The sequence below is a fragment of the Sphingomonas japonica genome (assembly GCF_006346325.1).
Lineage (GTDB): Bacteria > Pseudomonadota > Alphaproteobacteria > Sphingomonadales > Sphingomonadaceae > Sphingomonas > Sphingomonas japonica.
In genome coordinates, this window is the sequence record NZ_VDYR01000001.1 from 228,174 (window position 1) to 249,082 (window position 20,909).

A 20,909-nucleotide genomic window follows, 5' to 3' on the forward strand; every position below is an offset into this window, starting at 1 on the left:
CAGGAACAACCGCCTGCGCCGACTTTGCCCGCGCCGGGTCCGGTCGTGGTGCCGCCCTCCGACAGCGACGGCGATTCGAGCGCGACGACGGGCGGCGACGGATCGGCGGTAATGCTGGTGGCGCTGCAGCCGGAGGACACGCGCGGGCTGGAGGGCGAGCTCGGCTGCGACTTCGTCCGGCGCAGCGGCGATACGGTCTTCATCGCCCTGGGCTACGTCGCCGATGCGGGCAAGGCGCAAGGCGTGTACCGGGTCGGCGACAGTTCCGAGAAGGTCGTGATGACCCGCCCCGGCGGATTTAATGCCATGTCGGCGGGAGGCACGTTCGCAGGGCGCGGCATGACGCTTACCATCGAACGCGGCGAGGCGATTCCGACCGACAGCGAACAGACGTCGCACATGGCGACACTGCGCGCGCAGCGCGGCGACGGGGCCGAACGCAGCTATGACGGCAGCTGGACCTGCGGTCCCTGACCGCATCCGAAACCCTTTCCCCGCTGGCATGGCAAGGCTATGCGCGAGCGATGCAGACGCCATCGCACTCCATCCTGATCGTCGACTTCGGTAGCCAGGTCACCCAATTGATCGCGCGGCGCGTGCGCGAGGCGGGGGTCTATTCCGAGATCGCGCCGTTCACCACCGCGGCCGACGCGTTCGAGCGGATGCAACCGGCCGGCGTCATCCTGTCGGGCAGTCCGGCATCGGTGCTCGACGACAGCAGCCCTCGCGTGCCGCAGGCGATCTTCGACAGCGGGCTGCCGCTGCTCGGCATCTGCTACGGCCAGCAGGTGATGATGGAACAACTCGGCGGCCAGGTGACGCTGGGCGACTCGGGCGAGTTCGGTCGTGCCTTCATCGAGATCGGCGATGGCTGCGTGCTGTTCGACGGGCTGTGGCGCGAAGGCGAAAGCCATCAGGTCTGGATGAGCCACGGCGACAAGGTCACCGAGCTCGCGCCCGGCTTCCGTCCGGTCGCTGCGAGCGCGGGCGCGCCATTCGCGGTCATCGCCGACGATGCGCGGCGCTATTACGCGATGCAATTCCATCCCGAAGTCGTACACACCCCCGACGGCGGGCGATTGATCGCCAATTTCGCGCGGCATGTTTGCGGGCTTCCCGGCGACTGGAGCATGGCCGAGTTTCGAGATGCCAAGATCGCCGAAATCCGCGCGCAGGTCGGAAGCGGCCGGGTGATTTGCGGGCTGTCGGGCGGAGTCGATTCGGCCGTCGCGGCGGTGCTGATCCACGAGGCGATCGGCGAGCAGCTCACCTGCGTGTTCGTCGATCATGGCCTGATGCGCAGCGGCGAGGCCGATCAGGTCGTTTCGCTGTTCCGCAACCATTACAACATCCCGCTGGTGCATGTGAATGCCGAGACGCTGTTCCTGAGCGGGCTGGCCGGCGTCACCGACCCCGAGGCCAAGCGCAAGTTCATCGGCAAGACCTTCATCGACGTGTTCGAGGACGAAGCGCGCAAGATCGGCGGCGCCGAATTCCTGGCGCAGGGCACGCTCTATCCCGACGTGATCGAGAGCGTCAGCTTCACCGGCGGGCCGTCGGTGACGATCAAGAGCCACCACAATGTCGGCGGCCTGCCCGAACGCATGAACATGAAGCTGGTCGAGCCGCTGCGCGAGCTGTTCAAGGACGAGGTCCGCGCGCTCGGCCGCGAACTCGGGCTGCCCGACATCTTCGTCGGACGCCATCCGTTTCCGGGGCCGGGACTGGCAATCCGCATTCCCGGCGAGGTGACCAAGGAGCGCTGCGACATCCTGCGCAAGGCCGATGCCATCTACCTCGAGGAGATCCGCAACGCGGGCCTCTACGATGCGATCTGGCAAGCGTTCGCGGTGCTGCTCCCGGTGCGCAGCGTCGGCGTGATGGGCGACGGGCGCACCTATGACAATGTGCTGGCGCTGCGCGCGGTGACATCGACCGACGGCATGACCGCCGAGGTGTTCGGCTTCCCCGGAGATTTCCTGCCGCGGGTCGCGACGCGGATCGTCAACGAGGTACGCGGCGTCAACCGCGTGACGTACGACTATACGTCGAAGCCGCCGGGCACGATCGAGTGGGAGTAGGGGAGTTGCGTTGGAGCGGGTGAAGGGAATCGAACCCTCGTCGTAAGCTTGGGAAGCTTCTGCTCTACCATTGAGCTACACCCGCGTGGCCGTTCGCTTGCCACGGCGATGGCGGCGGCGTCAATCGGGATTGGTGCCGATTGGCTATGCCGCGGTCCAGCCGCCATCGACCGACAGGTTGGCGCCGGTGATGCCCTTGGCTTCGTCGCGGCACAGGAAGACCGCGAGCGCGGCGACGTCTTCGGGCAGGATGAATTCCTTGGTCGGCTGCGCGGCGAGCAGGACGTCGTTCATCACCTGCTCGCGCGTCATGCCGCGCGCCTTCATCGTGTCGGGGATCTGCTCCTCGACCAGCGGCGTCCAGACATAGCCGGGCGAGATGCAGTTGACGGTGATGCCGTCGGTCGCGGTCTCGAGCGCGATGGTCTTGGTGAGGCCGGCCAGCGCATGTTTGGCCATCACATAGGCCGACTTGCCGGGACTGGCGGTCAGCGAGTGGGCCGACGCGGTCGAGATGATCCGGCCCCAGCCGCTGGTCTTCATGTGCGGCACCGCTGCGCGCATCATGTGCCACGCGCTCGCCATGTTGATGGCGATGATCGCGTCGAACTTTTCGGGCGGAAACTCTTCGATCTTGGCGACATGCTGGATGCCGGCATTGTTGACGATGATGTCGGGGCCGCCGAGTTCGGCATGGCAGCGCTCGACCATTGCCGTGATCTGGTCGGGCCGGGTCATGTCGGCGGCGTCGTACAGCGCGGTGGCGCCGCTGGCTTCCTGCAGCTTGGCGCGCTCAGCCTCGATCGCGTCGGCATCGCCGAAACCGTTGATCATCACGTTGGCGCCCTCGGCGGCGAACGCCTTGGCATAGGCAAGGCCGATGCCAGAGGTGGAGCCGGTGACGATGGCGGTCTTGCCCTTGAGGAACATGGATGTCTCCTTGCGTGGATGGTCAGCGGCGGGCGAGGTCGAACGCCGCGGTCTTGCCGTCGAGGATGTTGCGCGCGATCACTTCGGAATTGGCCATGGTCTGCGACACGTCGTGACGCCCGGCATCCCAGTGCTCGTGCATCGTGCGCTGCGAGAATTCGAAGTCGCGGCTGCCGCCTTCCCAGGCATTGGCGCGGTAGATCAGGTGGACGAGGTTGACCGGCATCTCGGCGGCACGCGCCGCCAGCGCCTTGACGTCGGGGTCGTCGCACATCTCCTTTGGCAGCTTGGCGAGCACGCGGCGGATTTCCTCGCGTTCCTGGCGCAGGCGCATCATCTCGAACGACACCTGGCGCGTGCGGCTCGAATAGCGGATTTCCTTCTCGCGCGTCATCACGTCCATCAACGTGTGCGGAAGGTCGGCGCGCGCGGAGAACAGATCGACCTGAAAGATCAGCATCGCCCGGTCCTGTTCGTCGAGCACGTGGGTCAGCGGGGTGTTGGAAACGAGCCCGCCATCCCAGTAGAATTTGCCGTCGATCTCGATCGGCGGCAGGCCCGGCGGCAGCGCGCCCGATGCCATGATGTGGCGCGCATCGATGCGGTCCTTGCTGGTGTCGAAATAACGGAAATTGCCGCTTTCGATCTCGACCGCGCCGACCGAGAGTCGCACCGGCCCTTCGTTGAGCAGGTCCCAGTCGATCAATCCGTCGAGCGTGTCGGCGAGCGGCGCGCTGTCATAGAAGCTCATCGCGCCGCACGTGCCCGGTGCCGCAAAGGCGGGCGGGAGCAGCCGCGGCTTGAAGAAACCGGGCACGCCGCCCAGCGCGACCATGCCGGCGGACCATTCGTGCACGAATTCGCGCACCCGGTCGTCATGCGGCATTGGGAAGCTCGGCAGCCCGCTCGCCGTCAAGTCCCAGAAGGCGCGCAGCCGTTCCAGCCGGCGTTGGGGCGGATTGCCGGCGATGATCGCGGCATTGACCGCACCGATCGAAATGCCGGCGACCCAGTCGATCTCGATCCCCGCCTCGTCGAGCGCCTCGATCACACCTGCCTGATAGCTGCCAAGCGCGCCACCGCCCTGCAGGACCAGCGCGACGCACTCGGGGAGCGGCATCGCCTGACGGCTCTTGCGGCGGGAACGCGGTTCGATGTCGGCCATCCGGACAAGATGGCGGCGATGCTGCGGTGCATCAACCGCCGCGCATCGGAAATATTCGTCCGCGGTGCAACGTGTCTTGCCGCTGCGCATTATCGTTGCGCCCTGTCAACGAGCCGGACCCTGCCATGCGCCTCGACGATTTCGACCCCAGCGACAATGTCCGCGATCTCGGATCGGGCGGGGGCGGGGGAGGCGGCGGCTTCGGCCTGCTCGGCCTGCTGCCGCTGCTGTTGGGGCGCGGGCGGATGGGCTGCGGCAGTATCGCGCTCCTCCTGATCGTCGGAGCGGCGTATCTATTCATGTCGGGCGGCGGCGGGCTGCTGAGCGGCGGCAGCGCGCCCTCCGCGCAGACCGGCGGGCAGTCTGGCGCGGCGGTGTGCAACACCGCCGAGCGCCGCTTCGCCTGCCAGGTGCTGGCATCGACCGAGCAGACCTGGGGGCAAATATTCCAGGAGCAGGGCGCGCGCTATCAGCCGCCGACGCTCAACTTCTACACGCAGGGTGCCCGCTCGGGCTGCGGCTATGCCTCGTCGGCGGCGGGGCCCTATTATTGTCCGCCGGATCAGGGCGTGTTCCTCGACACGACGTTCTTCGACGAACTCGCCAGCCGCTATGGAGCGCAGGGTGACTTTGCGCAGGCCTATGTCATCGCACACGAAATCGGCCATCACATCCAGAACCTGACCGGCCAGGCGGGTGAGGTCACGCGGCTGCAACAGCGCGCCAGCGAAGCCGAGGGCAACGCGCTGTCGGTGCGGCTCGAACTACAGGCGGATTGCTATGCCGGGGTATGGGCGGCGCGAAACCGCGACCGGCTTGAGCCCGGGGATATCGAGGAAGGCCTGACCGCCGCCAACGCGATCGGCGACGACACGCTGCAGCGCCAGTCGCAGGGCTCGGTAGTGCCGGACAGCTTCACCCACGGTTCGTCGGCGCAGCGGATGGAGTGGCTCAAGCGCGGACTGGCGTCGGGCGACCCCGCGGCGTGCGATACGTTCAGCGGAGCTGTGTGATCAAGCTGCGCGCGAGCCGAAGGGGCGACGGCGCCGCATTGTTCGATGTCTGGTACCGTGCGATCGTCGGGTCGCACGATTTCCTCAAGCCTGACGATTTGGCGACGATCGTCGAGATGGTCCAGCGCGACTATTTCCCCTCGACGCAATTCACGGTGGCTGTGGATGACGCCGATCGGCCGGTCGGATTCATCGAGGTCGACGGCGACTCCATCGGTGCGCTGTTCGTCGATCCGGACATGCAAGGGCGGGGTGTGGCCCGGGCGCTAATCGCTGCGACCATGCCCACCGATCGTGCCTGGACGGTGGAGGTCAATGAGGCCAACAGCCGGGCACGCCGATTTTACGAGCAGCTAGGGTGCGTGCTGGTGGGCCGACGGGAGACGGACGATCTCGGTCTCCATTATCCGCTCCTCCGCCTCGAACACTCCGCGGCTGCCGTCTAGAGCCGCACGAGCATCTTGCCCATGTTCCGGCCGCTGAACAGGCCGAGGAATGCGTCGGGCATGGCGTCCAGTCCGTCGACCACCGTTTCCTCGCGCTTCAACCGTCCGACCATGGTGGCCATTTCGCGATAGAAGTCGCCGACATGCGCCATGTGGTCGCTGACCAGAAAGCCCTGGATGCGGATGCGCGCGGCGATGATCCGGGCGATGTAGCGAAGCCGGGTCGGTTCGGCGCTGTTGTAGATGTCGATCATGCCGCAGATCGCGAACCGCGCGCGCTCGCGTGCCGTCGCCAGAGCCGCGTCGAGGTGCGCGCCGCCGACATTGTCGAAATACACGTCGATACCGTCCGGGGCGGCGGCAGACAGCGCTTTGACCAGCGAACCCTCGGCCTTGTAATCGAGGACATGGTCGGCGCCGAGCGAGCGCACCCAGTCGCATTTTTCGGGCCCGCCGGCCGAGCCGATCACGGTCATGCCCTTGGCCTTGGCAATCTGGACGACCGTCGATCCGACCGCTCCCGCCGCAGCGGACACGAACACCGTGTCGCCGGGCCTGGCCTCGGCAACGTGCAGCAGCCCGAAATAGGCAGTCATGCCGGGCATGCCGAACTGGCCCAGAAACGCCTGTGGCGGCACGTCGATCGGCGGCAGCTTCGTCGCCTCGCGCGCGACGATCACCGCTTCGTCGCGCCACCCGGCCATGTGCTGGACCATGTCGCCGGGCGCGAAGCCGTCGGCATTGCTCTCGATCACCTCGCCTACTGCGTGGCCGCCCATCGGTTCGCCGAGCGCGAATGGGGCAGCGTAGCTCTTCGCGTCGTTCATCCGCCCACGCATATAGGGATCGACCGAGAGCCAGCGATTGGCGATGCGGAGCTGACCAGCCTCCAGCGGCGGGGAAGGATGATCGATTAGGGCGAAGTCTTCCGCGACGGGCATGCCGTCCGGACGGCGGGCGAGGGTCCAGGCGCGGGGCATCGGTCTCTCCTTGAAAATACGCCCTGCTTGTGCGGCAACGCGTTGCAGGGAGCAACCGAAGCTGACGAAAAAACGGCCCGGGCGTTGCCGCCCGAGCCGTCGTCCACTTGGGTGGCAACCTCGCCACCCGACATTCAGGGCGTCAGTAGGTGCCCTTGAAGCTGCGATTGAGGTTGGTCGATCCGAAACCCGAAGTGCCGCCCTGATCGTGGCTCTGGCCATATCCCGGCTGATTGTCGCGATCGCGGAACATGGCCTGGTTGCGCTCTTCGTCGCGCCATTCGTCCTTGGCCTGGTCCGCGGTCTTGCGGATCGTTACCTTGTCGTCGACGCTCTGGATCCAGCGCGACGGGATCGAATGGTGGCGCCCGCCGGCATCCGGATCGCTCTTGGTCAGGATGATGCGGTCGCCGCGCACCTTGTCGACGGTGCCGACATGCGCGCCGTCGGAGCCGACCACTTCCATATGCTCGGTCACCTTGTTCAGGCTCGAACGCTGCGTTTCGCGCTCGCTGCGGAAGGTGGCGAACTCGTTGTGGAACTTGCTCGCATTCTCGCGGCGATATTCATCGTAATCGCGATCGAGTTCGCCGATCCGCTCGCGTCGCCAGCTGTCGTAATGGCTGTCGGTGGCGTTGCCGTAGCGCTCGTCATAGCGCCGGTCCATTTCGCGGCGGCGCTCGGCATCGTCGTCGCCGAACCAGGACCGAACCTCGTCGCCGGCGCGGTCGAAGAAGCCGCGATCGTCATAGTCATAGCCCTGCGGCTGTCGGCCATAGCCCTGCTGCTGCTGACGGCCGTAGCCCTGTTGCGGCTGGCGGCCATAGCCGCGCTGGCCGCGGTCCTGATCGTACATGCCGCGATTGCGCCCGAAATCGGTGTCGCGATGGCCGTCGTGCATGTAGCTGCCGCCATAGGGGCGGGCATAGCCGCGATCCGGTCCGCCGCGCTCCTGTCGCGCGCCATAGCCGCCGCGGTAGCCGCGGTCGTCGTCATCGCGGTCATATCCCGACGTCGCATAGTCGCGCGCGCCGGAATAGCTGTCGCGCGGCGCACCATAGTCGCGTCCATAATCCTGGTCGCGGTCCGGGCGATAGCCGGGATTGCCGCGGGGGTAGCGATCATAGCCCATTGTCATCCTCCTGATCGGTGGTGAGTGGCCGCGGCCGCGTGGGAGCGCGTACGGCCATGCCCTGACAAGAGACGAAAGCGTCAATGGTTCCGGGGGGTTATCGGTCTGATCGGCCGTGCCGCCGCGGCCTTGCGACGAGATGCAGGGGCTCGATCGAAGAGGCGCACAGACCCTTGCGCCAACGAATTCGGCTCGCTAGATCGCGGGCTTCCGGCGACGCCGGGCGGGTGCGGGGCTGTAGCTCAGATGGGAGAGCGCTGCAATCGCACTGCAGAGGTCAGGGGTTCGATTCCCCTCAGCTCCACCACCCGTTCTCGTTGAATTCGTTATGGAAATCGCTTCTCCGAATTGCTCGATGGCAAGGCTTTCATCGGGATCCGTATCATTCGCGTATCGCAGATGCACTTTAGTGTGTGCTGTCAGCATCTCGAAAAAGGCATCGATCTCTTGGATCGCAGCCGTTAGATAAGCCGGTGAGAGATGTTCGTAGTTTCGAGCCGTAGTATCTTGGGCTGCATGCCCTGCCAGCGCCATACGCTGCTCTTTCGGTACACCGCGGCAAGCCAGCCACGTCAGCATAGTATGGCGCAGCGTTTTCGGTGTGGCTCCTCGTACCCCAGCTTCCGCGCAAACGGCATTCCAGACAGTCTTTACAGAGCGCGTTTCTCGCTCGAACCAGGTTGGCCCGTTGGCAGTACGATTGCGTTGCGCAATCGGAACGCGGTACTTGATCAGCTTTCCTTCGATACCGGTCACCCACGGAAGCACGTGCCTCGCGATTGGTATCACTGGCCGTCGCTTTCGAGTGTGCACCTTCCCAACGCCGTTGAGAAATATAAGATTATTCTTGAGGTCGATATTTTGATCGGTCAGTTCGAGAACTGCCTCGGGACGCCCTGCGGTGCCCAGCTCGACCACAATAAAAGCGATCAAGTGCTCACGCTCTGGCCGGCCGGCACAGTGGGATAGCATCGCGGCGATCTCCTGAAACGTAAGCACTCGGCTCCGAGCCGGCGCTTTATTTTGCGGGGCCACGTCTGCTATAAACGGCGCGTGGGCAAGCCGTTGGTTCTTCCAAGCCCAGTTTAGCGCACCACGTAGCGCGGAAAGATCGCGGCTGATCGTATGACCGCCGGCACCAGACTTGGATCGTTCCGCTCGGAAGCGCGCTTGAAGCGCTGGCGTAAGATCGGTGACAAGTGCCGCTGATCCTAACCTTCCAGCTTTCCGTTCATTGTCGAAAAAGTTGATCCAATGAACGACTGAAACCGCGTATCGGTCCGGCGCCGCGAGCGACGCCACGTGGTATTTAAGCCAGTCAGCCATGATATCTTCGACGAGTGCCTCGTCTTTGCTGACCCGAACCGGGTTGCTGTTTTCGAGATAGTGCGCAGCTAAAGCGTCTTTAGCCGCAGAGGGCGGCTGATCTGGCGCACCTCCCCTAACAGTCGTTGCCTTGCGCCTCGTGACATCGCGTCCTGTTCCGCGTCGTTCAAGCCAGCAGATGTTCCAGGTGCCGCTGTCCGGGCGCTGCCATAGCCAGAATTGACCAAGCTGTTGTCGTTTGCCGTCGCGCTTCCGCATAATTCTCTCATCGCTTGTGCTTCCAGACGGGCGAGCACATCGTAGACATCGCTTCGCAACAGCACCTGCACTGCGTAGGCTGGAAGGTGCAATTTGCTGCCGGCCGTCTTGGCGGCGCGTCTGAGTCGCTTCATTACCTCAAAGATGGGATCCTCCTGTTGCATTAGGGCGCGCCTCTGGCCGCTCTAACTGCAGAGCGAACAAGAGCAGAGGCTTGCCCGCGCCCTAACGGACGCCCAAAATTTAGGGATAGATCGAGGAGGATTGACATGGTGCGTGTTATATCGCACACAACTAGCCGTGTCGACTGGTGATTTTGAAGGATATGATGAACGGCCATTTGAAGATAGCAAAGGATGATGCGGCGTATCGAGACACCGCTGCAGCCAAGCTCCTGTCGCAAGGGCTGATCATGGCGGCAACGGAGCGAGGGCTCAGCCAGCGCGCAATAGCGAAATTGCTAGGTTACAAACAGTCTGTCGTGTTGAGCCACATGGCGCTTGGCAGAGTCCCAATCCCATTGGATCGCGCACAACAGCTTGCCGAAATCCTTCTGCTCAGCCCCGAGACTTTCACGCTTGCCGTTTTGCAGCAGCGCCACCCCTCAGTGAGGTGGGTAGAGATGTTTGGCACTACCGAAGCACGGCGAAGGGATGGCAAGCTCGTCCGAGATATTGAGGCAATCCTCGATACGACTATCGATCATTTGAGCGACGAGCAAACCCTAGTAATGCGCGAGGTTGCCGCCGATAGGAACGCAGCAAATCGGTGGTTATCCGTTCATGAGATCCCAGTCATCGCTCTTCTTAGGACGATCCGACCCCGGATGTGCGTCGATGGAATATCGTCGGAAGATGTCGAAGCCTTAAGGAAAGCGCTAAGTGAGCATGGCGACACCGGCCCATCTTGATAAGCACCGTGTGTTATATCACACATCCAATTAGAGTTAGAGGGCCGAGATTGATAGCGGCGTAAGTAGGGAGGCGTTAGTTGATGCTCCTCGGCGCTGGCGCACCATTCTTTTCTCTCAGGCTCTTCTGTTAGCGTACGGCATACTATTGTCGGCGCTGATTCGGCATGCTGAGCCCTAGACGCTCGAAGCACAACTAAACAGAGACAGGAATTTCACGTGGAAGATCCGACAAAAAACATGAGCGTCGAAGATGCGCTGTTTTATTGGATGACCAAGAAGGATCCATGGCTAATAAACAAAAAGCATGGTAGATTTCCATACAAATATAGTATTGACCCAAATTCGGTCGAGATCAATCCAGTAGGATTTGTTACCAAAATGCCGGCCCTATCCGGGGTTCCTTGCTTTGGACAGCCTGCACCATATCTCCGTTTCTTCTACACGTGGATATATCAGTCAAGTAGCGGCAAAGCGCGCCCCGGCCGTTGTAGGACTTGTGCGCTTAATGCTGCCTGCCGTAAGATCGTAATGGCCCGTTGCGCCTCTAATGATACTCTTAACGAGCTCGCCATCGAGTATGTGAACGCTAGAAAAGGTTTGTCATATGCGAGCTTACGAAATGGAGAAGTGAAGGCAAAGGGTTATTATAGTGAAAAGCACCGTGACCAATACGACATCGCAAAAAAAATAGAAAGGAGGGCTAGCACCTATCTGAGGTATGAGCTTCAACAATACCGCTGGCCCAGTGTGAATGATCGAAAGGGTACTGCTGAAACCTGGGAAGCAAATAGAGCGGCCTTAGCGGCGGCTAGGAAGGCTCGACAGCGGCAGATGCGGCGGGGGTTAGTACCTGAGGCATACCGCCGTGCCGTGGCAGAGGGTGCAGAACATCGAGAGCTCATACTGAAAAATTATGTTCAGCAGCCAAACGCTGATCACCGGACAAAGCGGTTACCAATGGCAAGCTTGAGCAGGGATGTTATGGTCTGGAAGATGGCGGAGGAGCTGCGACTAAGTCGTGCCGCGGTCACCGCATATGCGATTGCCAGACAGGCGGGTGCTGAAGGTACCGAGCTCAACCGGACGCGGCAATGGGTTGCCCGGTCGCTAGGCCGCATTATTCGCTATGAGAGCGAAATCTTGCTCAGCGATGGATCGCCGCTGTGGGAGCGTTTTAACCCCGAAGAATGGATTGCTCGGCGTTGATTTGCTACATCGCCTGACGTTCTCCCCAAAGCTCCTCCACTCATAAGTAGAGTCCGGGGTTGCCAGAGTGCTCTGGCGGGTGGTGTTGCACAACCTGCCCGGCAGCATTGGCGGGCGTCAGCCCGCCTATCCCGCTGTGCGGCCGCACATGGTTGTAGTCGTCGCGCGACGCCCGCAGCACCGATCGGGCATGGCTGAGCGATGCGAACAGCGTCTCGTTGAGGCATTCGTCGCGCAAGCGACCATTAACACTCTCGACGAAACCGTACTGCTGCGGCTTGCCCGGCGCGATGTAGTGCCACTCGATCCGCCGGTTTTGTGCGCAGCGCAGGATCGCCAGACTGGTCAGTTCCGTTCCGTTGTCGCCCACGATCATCAGCGGCTTGCCGCGAACGGTGATAATTGCATCGAGCTCGCGAGCAACCCGAGCGCCCAATGGCGACGTGTCGACCACCAGTGCGAGGTTCTCCCACGTGAAGTCATCGACGACGGCAATCATGCGAATACGCCGGCTGCAGACCAGCGTGTCGCTGACAAAGTCGAGGCTCCAGCGCTGGTCCGGTCCTTGCGGCAGCGTCATCGGTGCCCGCGTTCCCATCGCTCGCTTGCGACCACGCCGCCGCCGCACGCGAAGGTTGTCCTCGCGATACAGCCGCAGCAGCTTCTTATTGTTCATGACGATGCCCTCGCGTGCCAGCATGATCCCCAGCCGCCGGTAACTGAACCGGCCACCCTCAAGCGCGATCTCACGAAGACGCGACTGCAGGTCGCCAACATTATTACGCCGAAGCGTATAGCGCATCGACGATCGATCCACGCTGAGGATGCTACAGGCTCGATGCTTGCTGATCTCGAAGATCTGCCGAACATGCTCGACAGCCTTCCGTCGAACGGCAGGCCTCGCCAGCTTTTTGACGCCACCTCTTTCAGCACCGCGTTATCGAGCATCGCGTCCGCCAGGAGCCGCTTCAACCGGCCGTTCGCGTCCTCGAGCACCTTCAGCTTGCGCGTCTGCGACACGTCCATGCCGCCATAGGTCGCCTTCCACGTGTAGAATGTCGCACTGCTCACGCCGTGCTTGCGGTACACATCCGCCGTCGCCGATCCAGCTTCTGCTCTCGCAGAACCGCGATGATCTGCTCCTCGCTAAACCTGCTGCGCTTCATCGTCGTCCCCCTTCATGAAGGACTTTAGCTCAGAATGGCGGAGTTTTAGGGAAGCACGTCACGCCCCATACGGCTTGATGGCAGCGGCGTCAGAAAAAACCAACCGTATCAACCACATAACCCAAGATTGTTTGGTGTCGGTATGTTCCGAATATCTCCTAGTGCTTACAGCACCGCTCAGAGCGAGCGGAGAGAAGGGAGTATAAGAAAAGGGGGGTAAGTGAGGATCAAATGGAATTGGGGAAGCGCCATTTTGGTCGTGCGTTGCACGACCGAAAGTAAGACCGGCAAGCCGGTCATACTTTCTAACTTCGTCACGGCTACTGAATGGTCTCTAATGTATGTTAAAGATACCGGTGATGAGGCCTTAGGCTCAAATGCCGTTCAGTAAGCGGCGATTATCAACGTGCAGGACGTCCCACGGCTCGTTTGGCAGCAGGGGCTCGATCACCTGTCACTCCTAGTCGGTCAGTTCATGCCGATGCTGAATCATAATCCGGGCTCCCGCGAAAGCAGCAACCTGCGGCAGCCTCTGCATATGCCATCCTGCGCGTAATATTTGTAGGCAATCCTGCTGCCGTTTCAGCTTTGCACCATCGCGTCAGCGATCCTTTGCGGCACCGTCGAACGAGCCAGCTTCATTCCCCTGATATTGGCCTTGCCCGGCGTGCTCGCGCTTTTCACAACCGCATACGCTGGTGTCGCTGAACGATGCCGACCGATGGTCTGGCGTTACGCGGCACTGATCGTGATCGGTGTTATAGGCGGCAACTTGATGCTAGGCTTCATCTCCATCGCAGGCGGCAAAAACACCGCCATGGGCAGCTTCTAGGACATGTCCACAGCCCTATGCCGGATCGCGCCGCACGCTCTAACTCGGCCGCGGACGCGTCCCATCATCAATGAGTCCACAACCTAATCCTCAAAGGGTGCGCATCAACTGCGACGGATACGGCGCCACCAGCGCCAGCGCCTCGTCGAGCGGCGCGCTCAACCACATCCCCTCGTCCTCGTCGTGCAACAGCACCGGCATCGCCTTGGGATGGATCGGCGCGACGATCGCGTTGGGCTCGGTCGTCAGGAACGCGAACACCGCCTCGCCCCCGTCTGCCATCGGACGCCAGATACCGGCGAAGCTGACGATTGGCCTCGACGGGACATCGAACCAGTGCAGTGGAAGCTTGCCGTCGGCGCCGCGGGTCTGCCCATATTCGCTGAAGGCACTGAAGGGCACCAGGCAGCGCCGCGCCGGGTTGACGAGCGCCGATCGCCAAAATGGGCTCGACAGGTTGCGGACGTTGGTCACTTCCTTTGACAGCATCACCGGCTTGCCGGTGGCCTTGTCGATCCGCTTGCCCGGCAACTGATGCGGAAAGCCCCACGCCATCACGTCTAGCACTCGTTCGCCATCGTCGGAGCTGCGCACTACCCAAGCGGACTTCTTGGGGAATAGCTCACCCTCGGGCAGCCGCCCATACTCGCCAAGCGCCGACGCGCCATAGCGCTCGATCAGCGCGGCCTGGTCGGCTGACAGGCGATAGCGGTTGCACATCGTAACAGACTCTATCGCTGCCAAGCCAAGGGCGCCAGCGGGTCGGTCGAACCGTTCACCAGACGGTACCCAGGGATCGCATACTGCTGCACCCTGATCTCGTTACGATAATATGATCGTGAAGGATGATGTCGAGATGTCTCGCGCCCATGGCCAGCGCATGCGTAATGGCGACGTCGGCCTTGCTCGGCGTCGCGTCGCCGCTCGGGTGATTATGCGCGAGAATGATCCCATTGGCCCCCAACGCGAGCGCGCGCGCCAGAACCTCGCGGACGTGTAACGGGCATTGGTCCGTGGTGCCTCTTTGGAGCACTTCGGAACGGATCAGTTGGTTCCTCGAATCGAGGAACAAGGCGCGGAGCACTTCGATGCGTTCGCCGGCATGAAGCAAATGCAGATAATCATTGACCGCTTGCCAGTTGCCGAGTGGCAAGCGCTTGTCGATCTCCCGCCGAAGTGCTGCTTCGAATAGATTAGATAAAGCCCTGATGGCTTCGCGATCCCGCGCGGCTATCGGGCCGGACGTCTCGGCCGCGCCACCTGCCCCGAGGATGGCGGTCAGGCTACCAAAGCGATCTAGAAGCTGCTGTGCGCGCTGCTGTGGCTTGGCAGGGTCGATGAGATAAAGCGCCGCGCTGAGCGCCGCTATATCGTCTCGCTCGCCGCACTCGGCACCCTGCGCAGAGACCCGATCAGCAGCGTCAGAACGATCAGCCATGTCCAGACTTGGAGCAGCAATGCGTAGGACCAGGCTGGCATCGTCGGATCGAGAACGCGCGCAAGATGCGCGAGCACGCAGTCGATCTGCAGCCCCATTGCGATCGGTAGCCATAACCGCGTCGATCGCAGCGTCAGCCAGCAAAGCGCCGTCAGAAATGCCAGGTCCAGCAGCAACAAGCTCGGGTGCATCTGGTCGAGGTCGATGTCGATCGACACTACCGAATATGCCACCGAGTAGATCACCAAGGTGCAGACCGCGCGCTTCTCGGCTCTGCCCCCCCGCTGGAACGCGAGCGCTCCAGCGGAGAGAAGCAGCACGTAGAAGGCGATCGCATACACCGCGATAGCTATGCATCCTCACCCGATCAGCGCAACGTGCTCGCCTCCGGGAGTTCGCCGGTCGTGAAGATCATCGGAGCTTTCTCCGGGCAATCCGTGATCGGACCCGCCGTTACTTGCAGTCCCATTTCCTCAACCTTCGCGCGAAGCCCGACATGCGCGGAACACATTTTGCGCCGCATTTCGAACCCCAGCGCAGTCGCATCACCAATCCTGTTGATGATGCCGGCACCCTCTCCGATGGGTAAATTGAGCTGCCCATGTGCGCGCATCAGCGTAGCGCCCAGCGCCAGCAGATGGGTAAGCGTCTCGTCGACCGCTGCCTCAGCAGGGATCAGCTTCGCTGCAACGTCATTCGCGATACGGTTCTTGATCTTCTCGCCCATTGGCATCGCCGTCCGCCACCTGCGTGGCAGCCCCCTTGTTCTTGCCGGGCGGTAAACCATCGATCGGAGAGAAGTAGGCTTCTCGCCCCACCACTATGATCCCCGTTACAATGAGCGGGGCGATCACAGCCGTGGCCAGCGCGATGAGCAGCTTCTTGCCTAAAGATAGTCGACCTACTCCTGGCAAAGTTTGGCCGACGGGAACCGGATGCCCCAAGTCGAAGCGTGCTAAAGTTTCTCGAACCTCGCTCGCTCTACCCCCGGGATTGATCGGCAGATCGCCCCCGACGTCTGGGCAGATTGGTGTGGTCGGGCCGTCCGTCTCAGCAATCGCTGGCGAGCCACTAGTGGTTTTCAGGGATGCCATAATGGCAGTCGCTTCCGACCGCGAACGGCTTCCCAGCGCGATCTTGGCGGCGGTGATATGACTTTCGACGGTATGGTGGGAGATGCTCAGCCGCCGACCAATTTCCTTGGAAGTCAGCCCTTGCGCCGAAAGGCTGAGGCACTGTTGCTGGCGTTCGGACGGCAGTTTAGGTCCGGGCATGTCATCAGAGGTACGCCGCAGATCAGTTCGTGTGAAGCGCCTCTTTACCTTGCTCGACGAGCCAGGCGGAAAGCCGATGATAGGCGAGGTCGAGGTGCGCGGCGATCTCGAAGTAACGAAGCTGGTCGGCGGTATCCCGGCAGCCGGCGATCCGATCGAGCAGATCGACGGCCTCGGGGGCCGGATTAATTTGGATCAACATGCTCGCGCACGTAGGGCAGGAGCTTCGCTTTTCATATCGCTTTGCTCGGTTGTGGACACTTCTCGCCCATCGACGCGAGTTTCTGGATCTTGGCGAAAGCTTTGATGGTCTCAGGATAACCGCAATTCAGTGCGATGATCGACCATTGCGTCATAGCCTTGGTTCCACGCTCGTAATTGGATTGTGACTCGCTAAATCCATGCGCAATAGGGTCGCCGAGAATGCGCCACAGGGTATCGAACGGTTCGCGCCCCAAGCCGCTTGCCTCATGGAGGACCCATACCCCCCCGCCGGTTCCTCGCGCTTCAGACTTGTCGGCTGGCCGATAGATAGGCGACGTTGGCAAACCTTGTCGGTCGGTGTTCGTTTCTTCATTTTCGCTGGATTTCATGTTGATCGCCTCATGCGACTTCGTCGATTATCAGGAAGCGCTGTAGCGCCTTCTTCATGATATCCTCCCGCGCTTCTAGAAACTCCAAGAAAGCCTCGGGTTCCCACAAAGAGGGATCGTCGGGGATCATGTGGCGCTCGCGGAAGCTGTGTCCGCGGTCTTCGAGCCATGGTGCAAGTGCACCATCGGACTTGTTGAGGTTCTCCCGGTCGATCAGCAGCTGCAAATTGCCGAGCCGATTTGCCGACGCTCGGATGCGTTCGATAACAGCTCCTGGCACCCCGCGCTCGCGAAGCGCGCGTTCGCTGAGCGATGCAGTGGAGACGACATGATCAACATGGTAGCGCGCCCGGAACTGGCGACCATCGTACAGCATGCTCAGCGCCAGGCTAGTTTGCTTCGAGCCATAGTTCATGCCCAAGAGCCGCTTCACGCCCTCCTCATCGAACGCGATGTAGCGGTTTCTTCTAGTGCGCAGATCGCGCGCCAGCTCTCTCAGCGGGAAGTCGCGGCTTGTGCGGCTCGCCTCCCGGATGGTGTCACGGCACGCAGCAATTGTCTGATCTGAGTTGCCACCGAATACGCCATTGATCAGCGATGAGAATAGCCACCGGCGGATGCGTTCGCGATTGTTCACATCGAATGAGGAGGTGCCGTCGAGCGAATGGCCATCAAGCCGCGAGAGGTAATAGGCAATCGGGATGATTGTGTTGGTGCTGGTGAGCATATTGCTATCGAGCCCGAACCGAGCTGCCAGCGCCACGGCGCCTTCAAGCGAGCGCCGGACCAGCGGCCAGTTTTCGCGCATCACGTCCATATTGTGCGCGTTGAAATTAGCCACGCTGTAGACCGTCGGCAGCTCGGACAGCACCAGACATGCCCGCATCACCAGATCCTTGTCGAACGAGAACTCGCTGCCCATGCCCTTGTTGAGGCGGTTCACGAGCCCCAGAACTTCCTCGCGGACGTAGTTGTCGCCCCATGTGGTCGTGACGACCGACATCAGTAGATCAGCTTTTGACAGCTTTGTGCCGCCGTCATTGGCTCGAATGAAGATTGCCAGCACGCGCTCGATGTCCTGGCTGGTCTCGACGTGGAACGAGACCGGCCGATCGAGCCAGATGCGCTGGTGAAGGCGGCGAAGGTTGGCCTCCGCGACGACAAGCTGGTCCGTTGTTACACGGTCACCGGCCGCAACAAATCGCTGGTCCATATACGATGCAAGTCGCTCCTCATGCTCAAGGTCGAGGATATCGCCGATCTTGATCCAGAGATGCCGGTGATCGCTCCGCGGCGCGACGTCAGAGAACTTGATACCGTATCGGTTGGCGGTGACCTCGTCATCATTATCGAACGCTTCTGGATCCTGAAACAGGTCGAGATACAGATGGTGCGCCCGAAAGCTGGCGGCCTTGTCACGCCGGCCGTAGCGCTGGCGCGACGTATAACTGCCCCGCAGACCGATAAGTAGGGAAGTCAGGCGCTGCTGTCCGTCAAGGACAAACATGACATCGCGGCCATCTGGCTCAACCTTGTCGTTCCACGGCTCGCCTTGGCGATAGCGCTCATTGAACTTGAAGATGCTCCAATTGCGGCGATTATCTCGCTCGACAGACCAGAACAGGAAGCTGCTAATCGGGTAGCCTTGCAAAAGACTGTCGAAGAGACTGACGATCGCTTCCTGCTTCCAGACGTAGGGGCGCTGGATCGCGGGGAGAAACAGCGACTGATTCACACGGGAAATCGCATCGGCGATGGTGATCGACTGGTAGGACATGCGCACGCTCCGGTAAGCGGACGGCGTCATTGTTCCGGTGCCGCCCCTTTTTCTGAGGAAGGAGGCGACACCCGAAACCGGGAGTTCGAAACTCGCAGCAACCCACGAGCGCGGACGCCTTTGGACCCCGAAGAGCCTTGGACATGCGCGCCCGCCTCCCGGTCGAACGGGTCGACCAGGGCGGCTGCTGGAGAGGTTTCGACGCCTTAGCCCGCGGGTTCACGCGGGTTGGCACATCGATGGCAGAGCTCGCGATACGCCGCAACCATCGTAGTGAACGCTATGCGGCTGCATGTGTGGTGGATACCGGAAGTCCTAGAAGGGGCGAACGGCTTTGATCCGGGTGCCGCCTATCGGCGGCAGGTTAAATCAGCCTGAGCCATCCGCCGGTCCGGGGTAGGCCAGAAATTGGTGAATTCATGCACCAGCACTGGAGAGACGGGACATTTGCCTGTCTGCTATTGGGCGATGATCGGCGCGATCGAAATTTCGTTCGGGCGGCAGGGGGGCGGATCGACCGCTTTGGGTGGGAAGCGGGCCGTCCGCTATCGGGCGGCGCTCGCGGTCAGTTGCCGTTTGTTCAGGTTTCCGCTGCGCGTCCAAAGAAACCGTTGCGGAAAATGCGGTAGGTTTGAGCAATGCGGGTACCCTCGTCGAACAGGCCGTGGCAACCTCTCGGCGCGGCGACATCCCGGGAGTACTGGCGCTTTATCCTCTCGCCAGCGCGAGACGTCGTCGCCGGTGACCGGTCGTCACGCAGCAGCGGAACGCCGCGTAAGGCGATATAGACATCCAAAATACCACCCGGGCCACCGCAGTTGCCAGGCTAGTTTCGGTCGGCTGGCTTCCCGAGCAATACTCTTGACCAATCCGTCAGGCGGACTAGATTTGTTCCCTGGTCCCGATCTGGACGTCTGGTCAGCCATCCCCGGCGACCGGGTCAAGGTCTGGGCGTGGAGGTGCGTCATGGTGGAGATCGCGCCCGGTGCTCGAACGAGCACTGGGCCTTCCGGGATTCCGGCCGAGCTTGAGGCCTTCTTTACGATCGCCGATCGATGGCGACTCTCGACCGACGACCAGATCAGGCTTCTAGGCTCGCCCGGCAGGTCGACGTTCTTCAAGTGGAAGAAGGAGGGCGGCTCGCTGCCCGCGGACACCGTCGAGCGGATATCGCACCTCCTGAACGTCTGGAAGTCGCTGCGCATCCTGTTCACCATTGACGAGCGGGCGGAGCAGTGGGTGCGGCGCCCCAACGAGTTCTTCGACGGCGAGGCGGCAATCGACGTCATGCTCCATGGTGGCGTCTCCGACATCTACCGCGTCCGGCAGTACCTCGATGCCCAGCGGGGAGGCTGAGTTCGCAAGGGTCGACATCGCGATCGACCTGTTCCGCCTAATCCCGTCGCGGTTCCCGCCCGTGGAAGTCTATAACGGGATCGTCGCCAACGACAGGGTCGATGAGCTGGCGGAGGTCGAGACGCGCACGAACCCGCGGCTGCGGTCGGAGAGCCGGTTGCTGCAGGCTGCGGGAGGCCCGCGTCCACCGCAGTTGCAAAACTGGAACCTCGCCCCTTTCAAGTACCTTAATCCTGAGGGAAGCCGCTTTTTCGGGCCGGCGAGGCCGGCGCTTGAGATGGCGGAGGACAGGCAGACCGCTCTCGCCGTCTCGGTCGAGAGGCGGCAGCGCTTCCTCGCGCGGACGGGTGAACCGCCGATCGGACTCGACATGCGTATGCTGAAGACGCCGGTCTGCGGGCAGTTCCTCGACCTGCGCCATGTACCTGCCGACGCGAGCCATGATGACCGGCGCCGGATCGGCGACAGGATCGCTGACGGTGTCGACGGCATACTCTACCGGCCGCCGGAGCGTCCGAGCGCAATGTGCGTCGCCGTCCTGCGCGGCGAGACGCTGGGCCACTCAATCCAGACCGTGCACTACCGCTTCGTCTGGAACGGCTCGTGCGTCGACACGCTCTATGCGTTCGACGGAGAAGGGAGGGAGATTCCGGCCGATATCCTCGGCTCCGTCGTGGACGCGCTGGCCGCTTAGCCGATCGGTCGCGACGGTGGTCATCCCGACAACGCAACGGTCTCGCGGCGGGGCCAGTGCCGAGGCGTTCCTCGCGGCGCCCGATAGGGAGATCGGGACCGAACCGGTCGCGCCCTGACTACAGCACCCCCTGCACGCGTGCGCGATCGAGAAGGGGCTCGTTCCGAGGAAAGCCATGCCCGAGACCCTCCTGAACTCGGCGCAGATCGACGCGCGAGCGAGCAATCGCCCTAGTGAAGGGGGCCAGGACTAGGGCAGGCCGTCACCTGAAAGGCCAAGCCTGCGGAAGCGCGCTTGGAGGGCATCCGTCCCGCATGGTATCCGTCGCG

Annotated in this window: 20 protein-coding genes, 2 tRNA genes and 2 pseudogenes; 9 read left to right on the forward strand and 15 right to left on the reverse strand. The window is 62.1% G+C overall.

The annotated features are described in order from the left end of the window. Positions 1 to 45 precede the first annotated feature (45 nt). The gene (locus tag FHY50_RS01195; RefSeq protein ID WP_140046589.1) at positions 46 to 474 is read left to right on the forward strand and encodes a hypothetical protein; all 429 of its coding nucleotides are present in this window, start codon (positions 46 to 48) and stop codon (positions 472 to 474) included. Positions 475 to 524: 50 nt separating this feature from the next. Beyond that, complete coding sequence (gene guaA, locus FHY50_RS01200; protein ID WP_140046590.1) at positions 525 to 2,081, forward strand: glutamine-hydrolyzing GMP synthase; 1,557 nt, start codon at positions 525 to 527, stop codon at positions 2,079 to 2,081. An 11-nt stretch (positions 2,082 to 2,092) separates the two neighbouring features. Here the strand turns inward: guaA and FHY50_RS01205 are convergent. The 3 genes from FHY50_RS01205 to FHY50_RS01215 form a co-directional block, all read right to left on the reverse strand. Next, a tRNA-Gly gene (locus FHY50_RS01205) sits at positions 2,093 to 2,166 on the reverse strand. Between the two features lie 59 nt (positions 2,167 to 2,225). Continuing rightward, positions 2,226 to 3,011, reverse strand: a complete 786-nt coding sequence (locus tag FHY50_RS01210; RefSeq protein WP_140046591.1) for a 3-hydroxybutyrate dehydrogenase — start codon at positions 3,009 to 3,011, stop codon at positions 2,226 to 2,228. Positions 3,012 to 3,033: 22 nt separating this feature from the next. Then, positions 3,034 to 4,176 carry a patatin-like phospholipase family protein gene (locus tag FHY50_RS01215; protein WP_140046592.1) on the reverse strand — a complete coding sequence of 381 codons (1,143 nt, stop codon included), beginning with the start codon at positions 4,174 to 4,176 and terminating at the stop codon, positions 3,034 to 3,036. A gap of 125 nt (positions 4,177 to 4,301) precedes the next feature. Between FHY50_RS01215 and ypfJ the strand changes: the two genes are divergently transcribed. Together ypfJ and FHY50_RS01225 are read left to right on the forward strand one after the other, a co-directional pair. Next, positions 4,302 to 5,189: a KPN_02809 family neutral zinc metallopeptidase gene (ypfJ, locus tag FHY50_RS01220; RefSeq protein ID WP_140046593.1), complete on the forward strand. Its 888-nt coding sequence runs from the start codon at positions 4,302 to 4,304 to the stop codon at positions 5,187 to 5,189. After that, positions 5,186 to 5,635, forward strand: a complete 450-nt coding sequence (locus tag FHY50_RS01225) for an acetyltransferase (protein ID WP_166745464.1) — start codon at positions 5,186 to 5,188, stop codon at positions 5,633 to 5,635. Before ypfJ ends, FHY50_RS01225 begins: the two co-directional genes overlap by 4 nt. Here FHY50_RS01225 and FHY50_RS01230 read toward each other — a convergent pair. Together FHY50_RS01230 and FHY50_RS01235 are read right to left on the reverse strand one after the other, a co-directional pair. Further along, the gene (locus FHY50_RS01230; protein WP_140046595.1) at positions 5,632 to 6,615 is read right to left on the reverse strand and encodes an NADP-dependent oxidoreductase; all 984 of its coding nucleotides are present in this window, start codon (positions 6,613 to 6,615) and stop codon (positions 5,632 to 5,634) included. The genes FHY50_RS01225 and FHY50_RS01230 overlap by 4 nt on opposite strands. 142 nt (positions 6,616 to 6,757) lie before the next feature. Next, positions 6,758 to 7,747, reverse strand: a complete 990-nt coding sequence (locus FHY50_RS01235; protein WP_140046596.1) for a DUF2171 domain-containing protein — start codon at positions 7,745 to 7,747, stop codon at positions 6,758 to 6,760. Between the two features lie 231 nt (positions 7,748 to 7,978). Between FHY50_RS01235 and FHY50_RS01240 the strand changes: the two genes are divergently transcribed. Further along, positions 7,979 to 8,054 (forward strand) — tRNA-Ala (locus FHY50_RS01240). 179 nt (positions 8,055 to 8,233) lie between these two features. On the opposite strand, the pseudogene FHY50_RS14510 reads toward FHY50_RS01240, so the two are convergent. Continuing rightward, a pseudogene (locus FHY50_RS14510) lies at positions 8,234 to 9,331 on the reverse strand (tyrosine-type recombinase/integrase); the annotation flags it as partial. Between the two features lie 310 nt (positions 9,332 to 9,641). Here FHY50_RS14510 and FHY50_RS01250 point away from each other — a divergent pair. Continuing rightward, positions 9,642 to 10,241, forward strand: a complete 600-nt coding sequence (locus FHY50_RS01250) for a helix-turn-helix domain-containing protein (RefSeq protein ID WP_140046597.1) — start codon at positions 9,642 to 9,644, stop codon at positions 10,239 to 10,241. 219 nt (positions 10,242 to 10,460) lie between these two features. Beyond that, the gene (locus FHY50_RS01255) at positions 10,461 to 11,450 is read left to right on the forward strand and encodes a hypothetical protein (protein WP_140046598.1); all 990 of its coding nucleotides are present in this window, start codon (positions 10,461 to 10,463) and stop codon (positions 11,448 to 11,450) included. A 40-nt stretch (positions 11,451 to 11,490) separates the two neighbouring features. Here FHY50_RS01255 and FHY50_RS01260 read toward each other — a convergent pair. The 9 genes and pseudogenes from FHY50_RS01260 to FHY50_RS01295 form a co-directional block, all read right to left on the reverse strand. After that, positions 11,491 to 12,616, reverse strand: a pseudogene (locus FHY50_RS01260) (IS3 family transposase). A gap of 922 nt (positions 12,617 to 13,538) precedes the next feature. Further along, positions 13,539 to 14,168 carry an SOS response-associated peptidase gene (locus tag FHY50_RS01265; protein WP_140046599.1) on the reverse strand — a complete coding sequence of 210 codons (630 nt, stop codon included), beginning with the start codon at positions 14,166 to 14,168 and terminating at the stop codon, positions 13,539 to 13,541. 55 nt (positions 14,169 to 14,223) lie between these two features. Further along, on the reverse strand, positions 14,224 to 14,886 hold the full coding sequence (locus FHY50_RS01270; RefSeq protein WP_166745465.1) for a JAB domain-containing protein: 663 nt from the start codon (positions 14,884 to 14,886) through the stop codon (positions 14,224 to 14,226). After that, on the reverse strand, positions 14,814 to 15,227 hold the full coding sequence (locus tag FHY50_RS14105; RefSeq protein ID WP_166745466.1) for a hypothetical protein: 414 nt from the start codon (positions 15,225 to 15,227) through the stop codon (positions 14,814 to 14,816). Before FHY50_RS14105 ends, FHY50_RS01270 begins: the two co-directional genes overlap by 73 nt. Positions 15,228 to 15,253: 26 nt before the next feature. Then, a complete protein-coding gene (locus tag FHY50_RS01275; RefSeq protein WP_140046601.1) occupies positions 15,254 to 15,613 on the reverse strand; it encodes a hypothetical protein in 360 nt (119 codons plus the stop codon). Next, entirely contained in the window at positions 15,579 to 16,160 is a 582-nt protein-coding gene (locus tag FHY50_RS01280; RefSeq protein ID WP_140046602.1) for a helix-turn-helix domain-containing protein, read from the reverse strand. The genes FHY50_RS01275 and FHY50_RS01280 overlap by 35 nt, the downstream gene beginning before the upstream one ends. A gap of 22 nt (positions 16,161 to 16,182) precedes the next feature. Next, positions 16,183 to 16,362, reverse strand: a complete 180-nt coding sequence (locus FHY50_RS01285) for a hypothetical protein (protein ID WP_140046603.1) — start codon at positions 16,360 to 16,362, stop codon at positions 16,183 to 16,185. A 31-nt stretch (positions 16,363 to 16,393) separates the two neighbouring features. After that, positions 16,394 to 16,753, reverse strand: a complete 360-nt coding sequence (locus FHY50_RS01290; RefSeq protein WP_140046604.1) for a hypothetical protein — start codon at positions 16,751 to 16,753, stop codon at positions 16,394 to 16,396. A gap of 10 nt (positions 16,754 to 16,763) precedes the next feature. Then, positions 16,764 to 18,530, reverse strand: a complete 1,767-nt coding sequence (locus FHY50_RS01295) for a DUF262 domain-containing protein (RefSeq protein WP_166745467.1) — start codon at positions 18,528 to 18,530, stop codon at positions 16,764 to 16,766. Positions 18,531 to 19,496: 966 nt separating this feature from the next. Here FHY50_RS01295 and FHY50_RS01300 point away from each other — a divergent pair. Continuing rightward, positions 19,497 to 19,886, forward strand: a complete 390-nt coding sequence (locus FHY50_RS01300) for an antitoxin Xre/MbcA/ParS toxin-binding domain-containing protein (protein ID WP_140046606.1) — start codon at positions 19,497 to 19,499, stop codon at positions 19,884 to 19,886. Next, positions 19,867 to 20,580 (forward strand): RES family NAD+ phosphorylase, encoded by a 714-nt coding sequence (locus FHY50_RS01305; RefSeq protein ID WP_140046607.1) that lies wholly within the window; start codon positions 19,867 to 19,869, stop codon positions 20,578 to 20,580. Before FHY50_RS01300 ends, FHY50_RS01305 begins: the two co-directional genes overlap by 20 nt. The last annotated feature ends 329 nt before the right edge of the window (positions 20,581 to 20,909 follow it).

Excerpts from the sequence above, each read along its gene's own strand:
- guaA (WP_140046590.1), top strand. The coding sequence starts at position 525 with ATGCAGACGCCATCGCACTCCATCCTGATCGTCGACTTCGGTAGCCAG.
- FHY50_RS01300 (WP_140046606.1), top strand. The coding sequence starts at position 19,497 with ATGGTGGAGATCGCGCCCGGTGCTCGAACGAGCACTGGGCCTTCCGGG.
- FHY50_RS01210 (WP_140046591.1), bottom strand. The coding sequence starts at position 3,011 with ATGTTCCTCAAGGGCAAGACCGCCATCGTCACCGGCTCCACCTCTGGC.
- FHY50_RS01305 (WP_140046607.1), top strand. The coding sequence starts at position 19,867 with ATGCCCAGCGGGGAGGCTGAGTTCGCAAGGGTCGACATCGCGATCGAC.
- FHY50_RS01285 (WP_140046603.1), bottom strand. The coding sequence starts at position 16,362 with ATGTTGATCCAAATTAATCCGGCCCCCGAGGCCGTCGATCTGCTCGAT.
- FHY50_RS01215 (WP_140046592.1), bottom strand. The coding sequence starts at position 4,176 with ATGGCCGACATCGAACCGCGTTCCCGCCGCAAGAGCCGTCAGGCGATG.
- FHY50_RS01275 (WP_140046601.1), bottom strand. The coding sequence starts at position 15,613 with ATGGGCGAGAAGATCAAGAACCGTATCGCGAATGACGTTGCAGCGAAG.
- FHY50_RS01235 (WP_140046596.1), bottom strand. The coding sequence starts at position 7,747 with ATGGGCTATGATCGCTACCCCCGCGGCAATCCCGGCTATCGCCCGGAC.
- FHY50_RS01280 (WP_140046602.1), bottom strand. The coding sequence starts at position 16,160 with ATGCCCGGACCTAAACTGCCGTCCGAACGCCAGCAACAGTGCCTCAGC.
- FHY50_RS01230 (WP_140046595.1), bottom strand. The coding sequence starts at position 6,615 with ATGCCCCGCGCCTGGACCCTCGCCCGCCGTCCGGACGGCATGCCCGTC.
- FHY50_RS01270 (WP_166745465.1), bottom strand. The coding sequence starts at position 14,886 with ATGGCTGATCGTTCTGACGCTGCTGATCGGGTCTCTGCGCAGGGTGCC.
- ypfJ (WP_140046593.1), top strand. The coding sequence starts at position 4,302 with ATGCGCCTCGACGATTTCGACCCCAGCGACAATGTCCGCGATCTCGGA.
- FHY50_RS01265 (WP_140046599.1), bottom strand. The coding sequence starts at position 14,168 with ATGTGCAACCGCTATCGCCTGTCAGCCGACCAGGCCGCGCTGATCGAG.
- FHY50_RS01290 (WP_140046604.1), bottom strand. The coding sequence starts at position 16,753 with ATGAAATCCAGCGAAAATGAAGAAACGAACACCGACCGACAAGGTTTG.
- FHY50_RS01295 (WP_166745467.1), bottom strand. The coding sequence starts at position 18,530 with ATGTCCTACCAGTCGATCACCATCGCCGATGCGATTTCCCGTGTGAAT.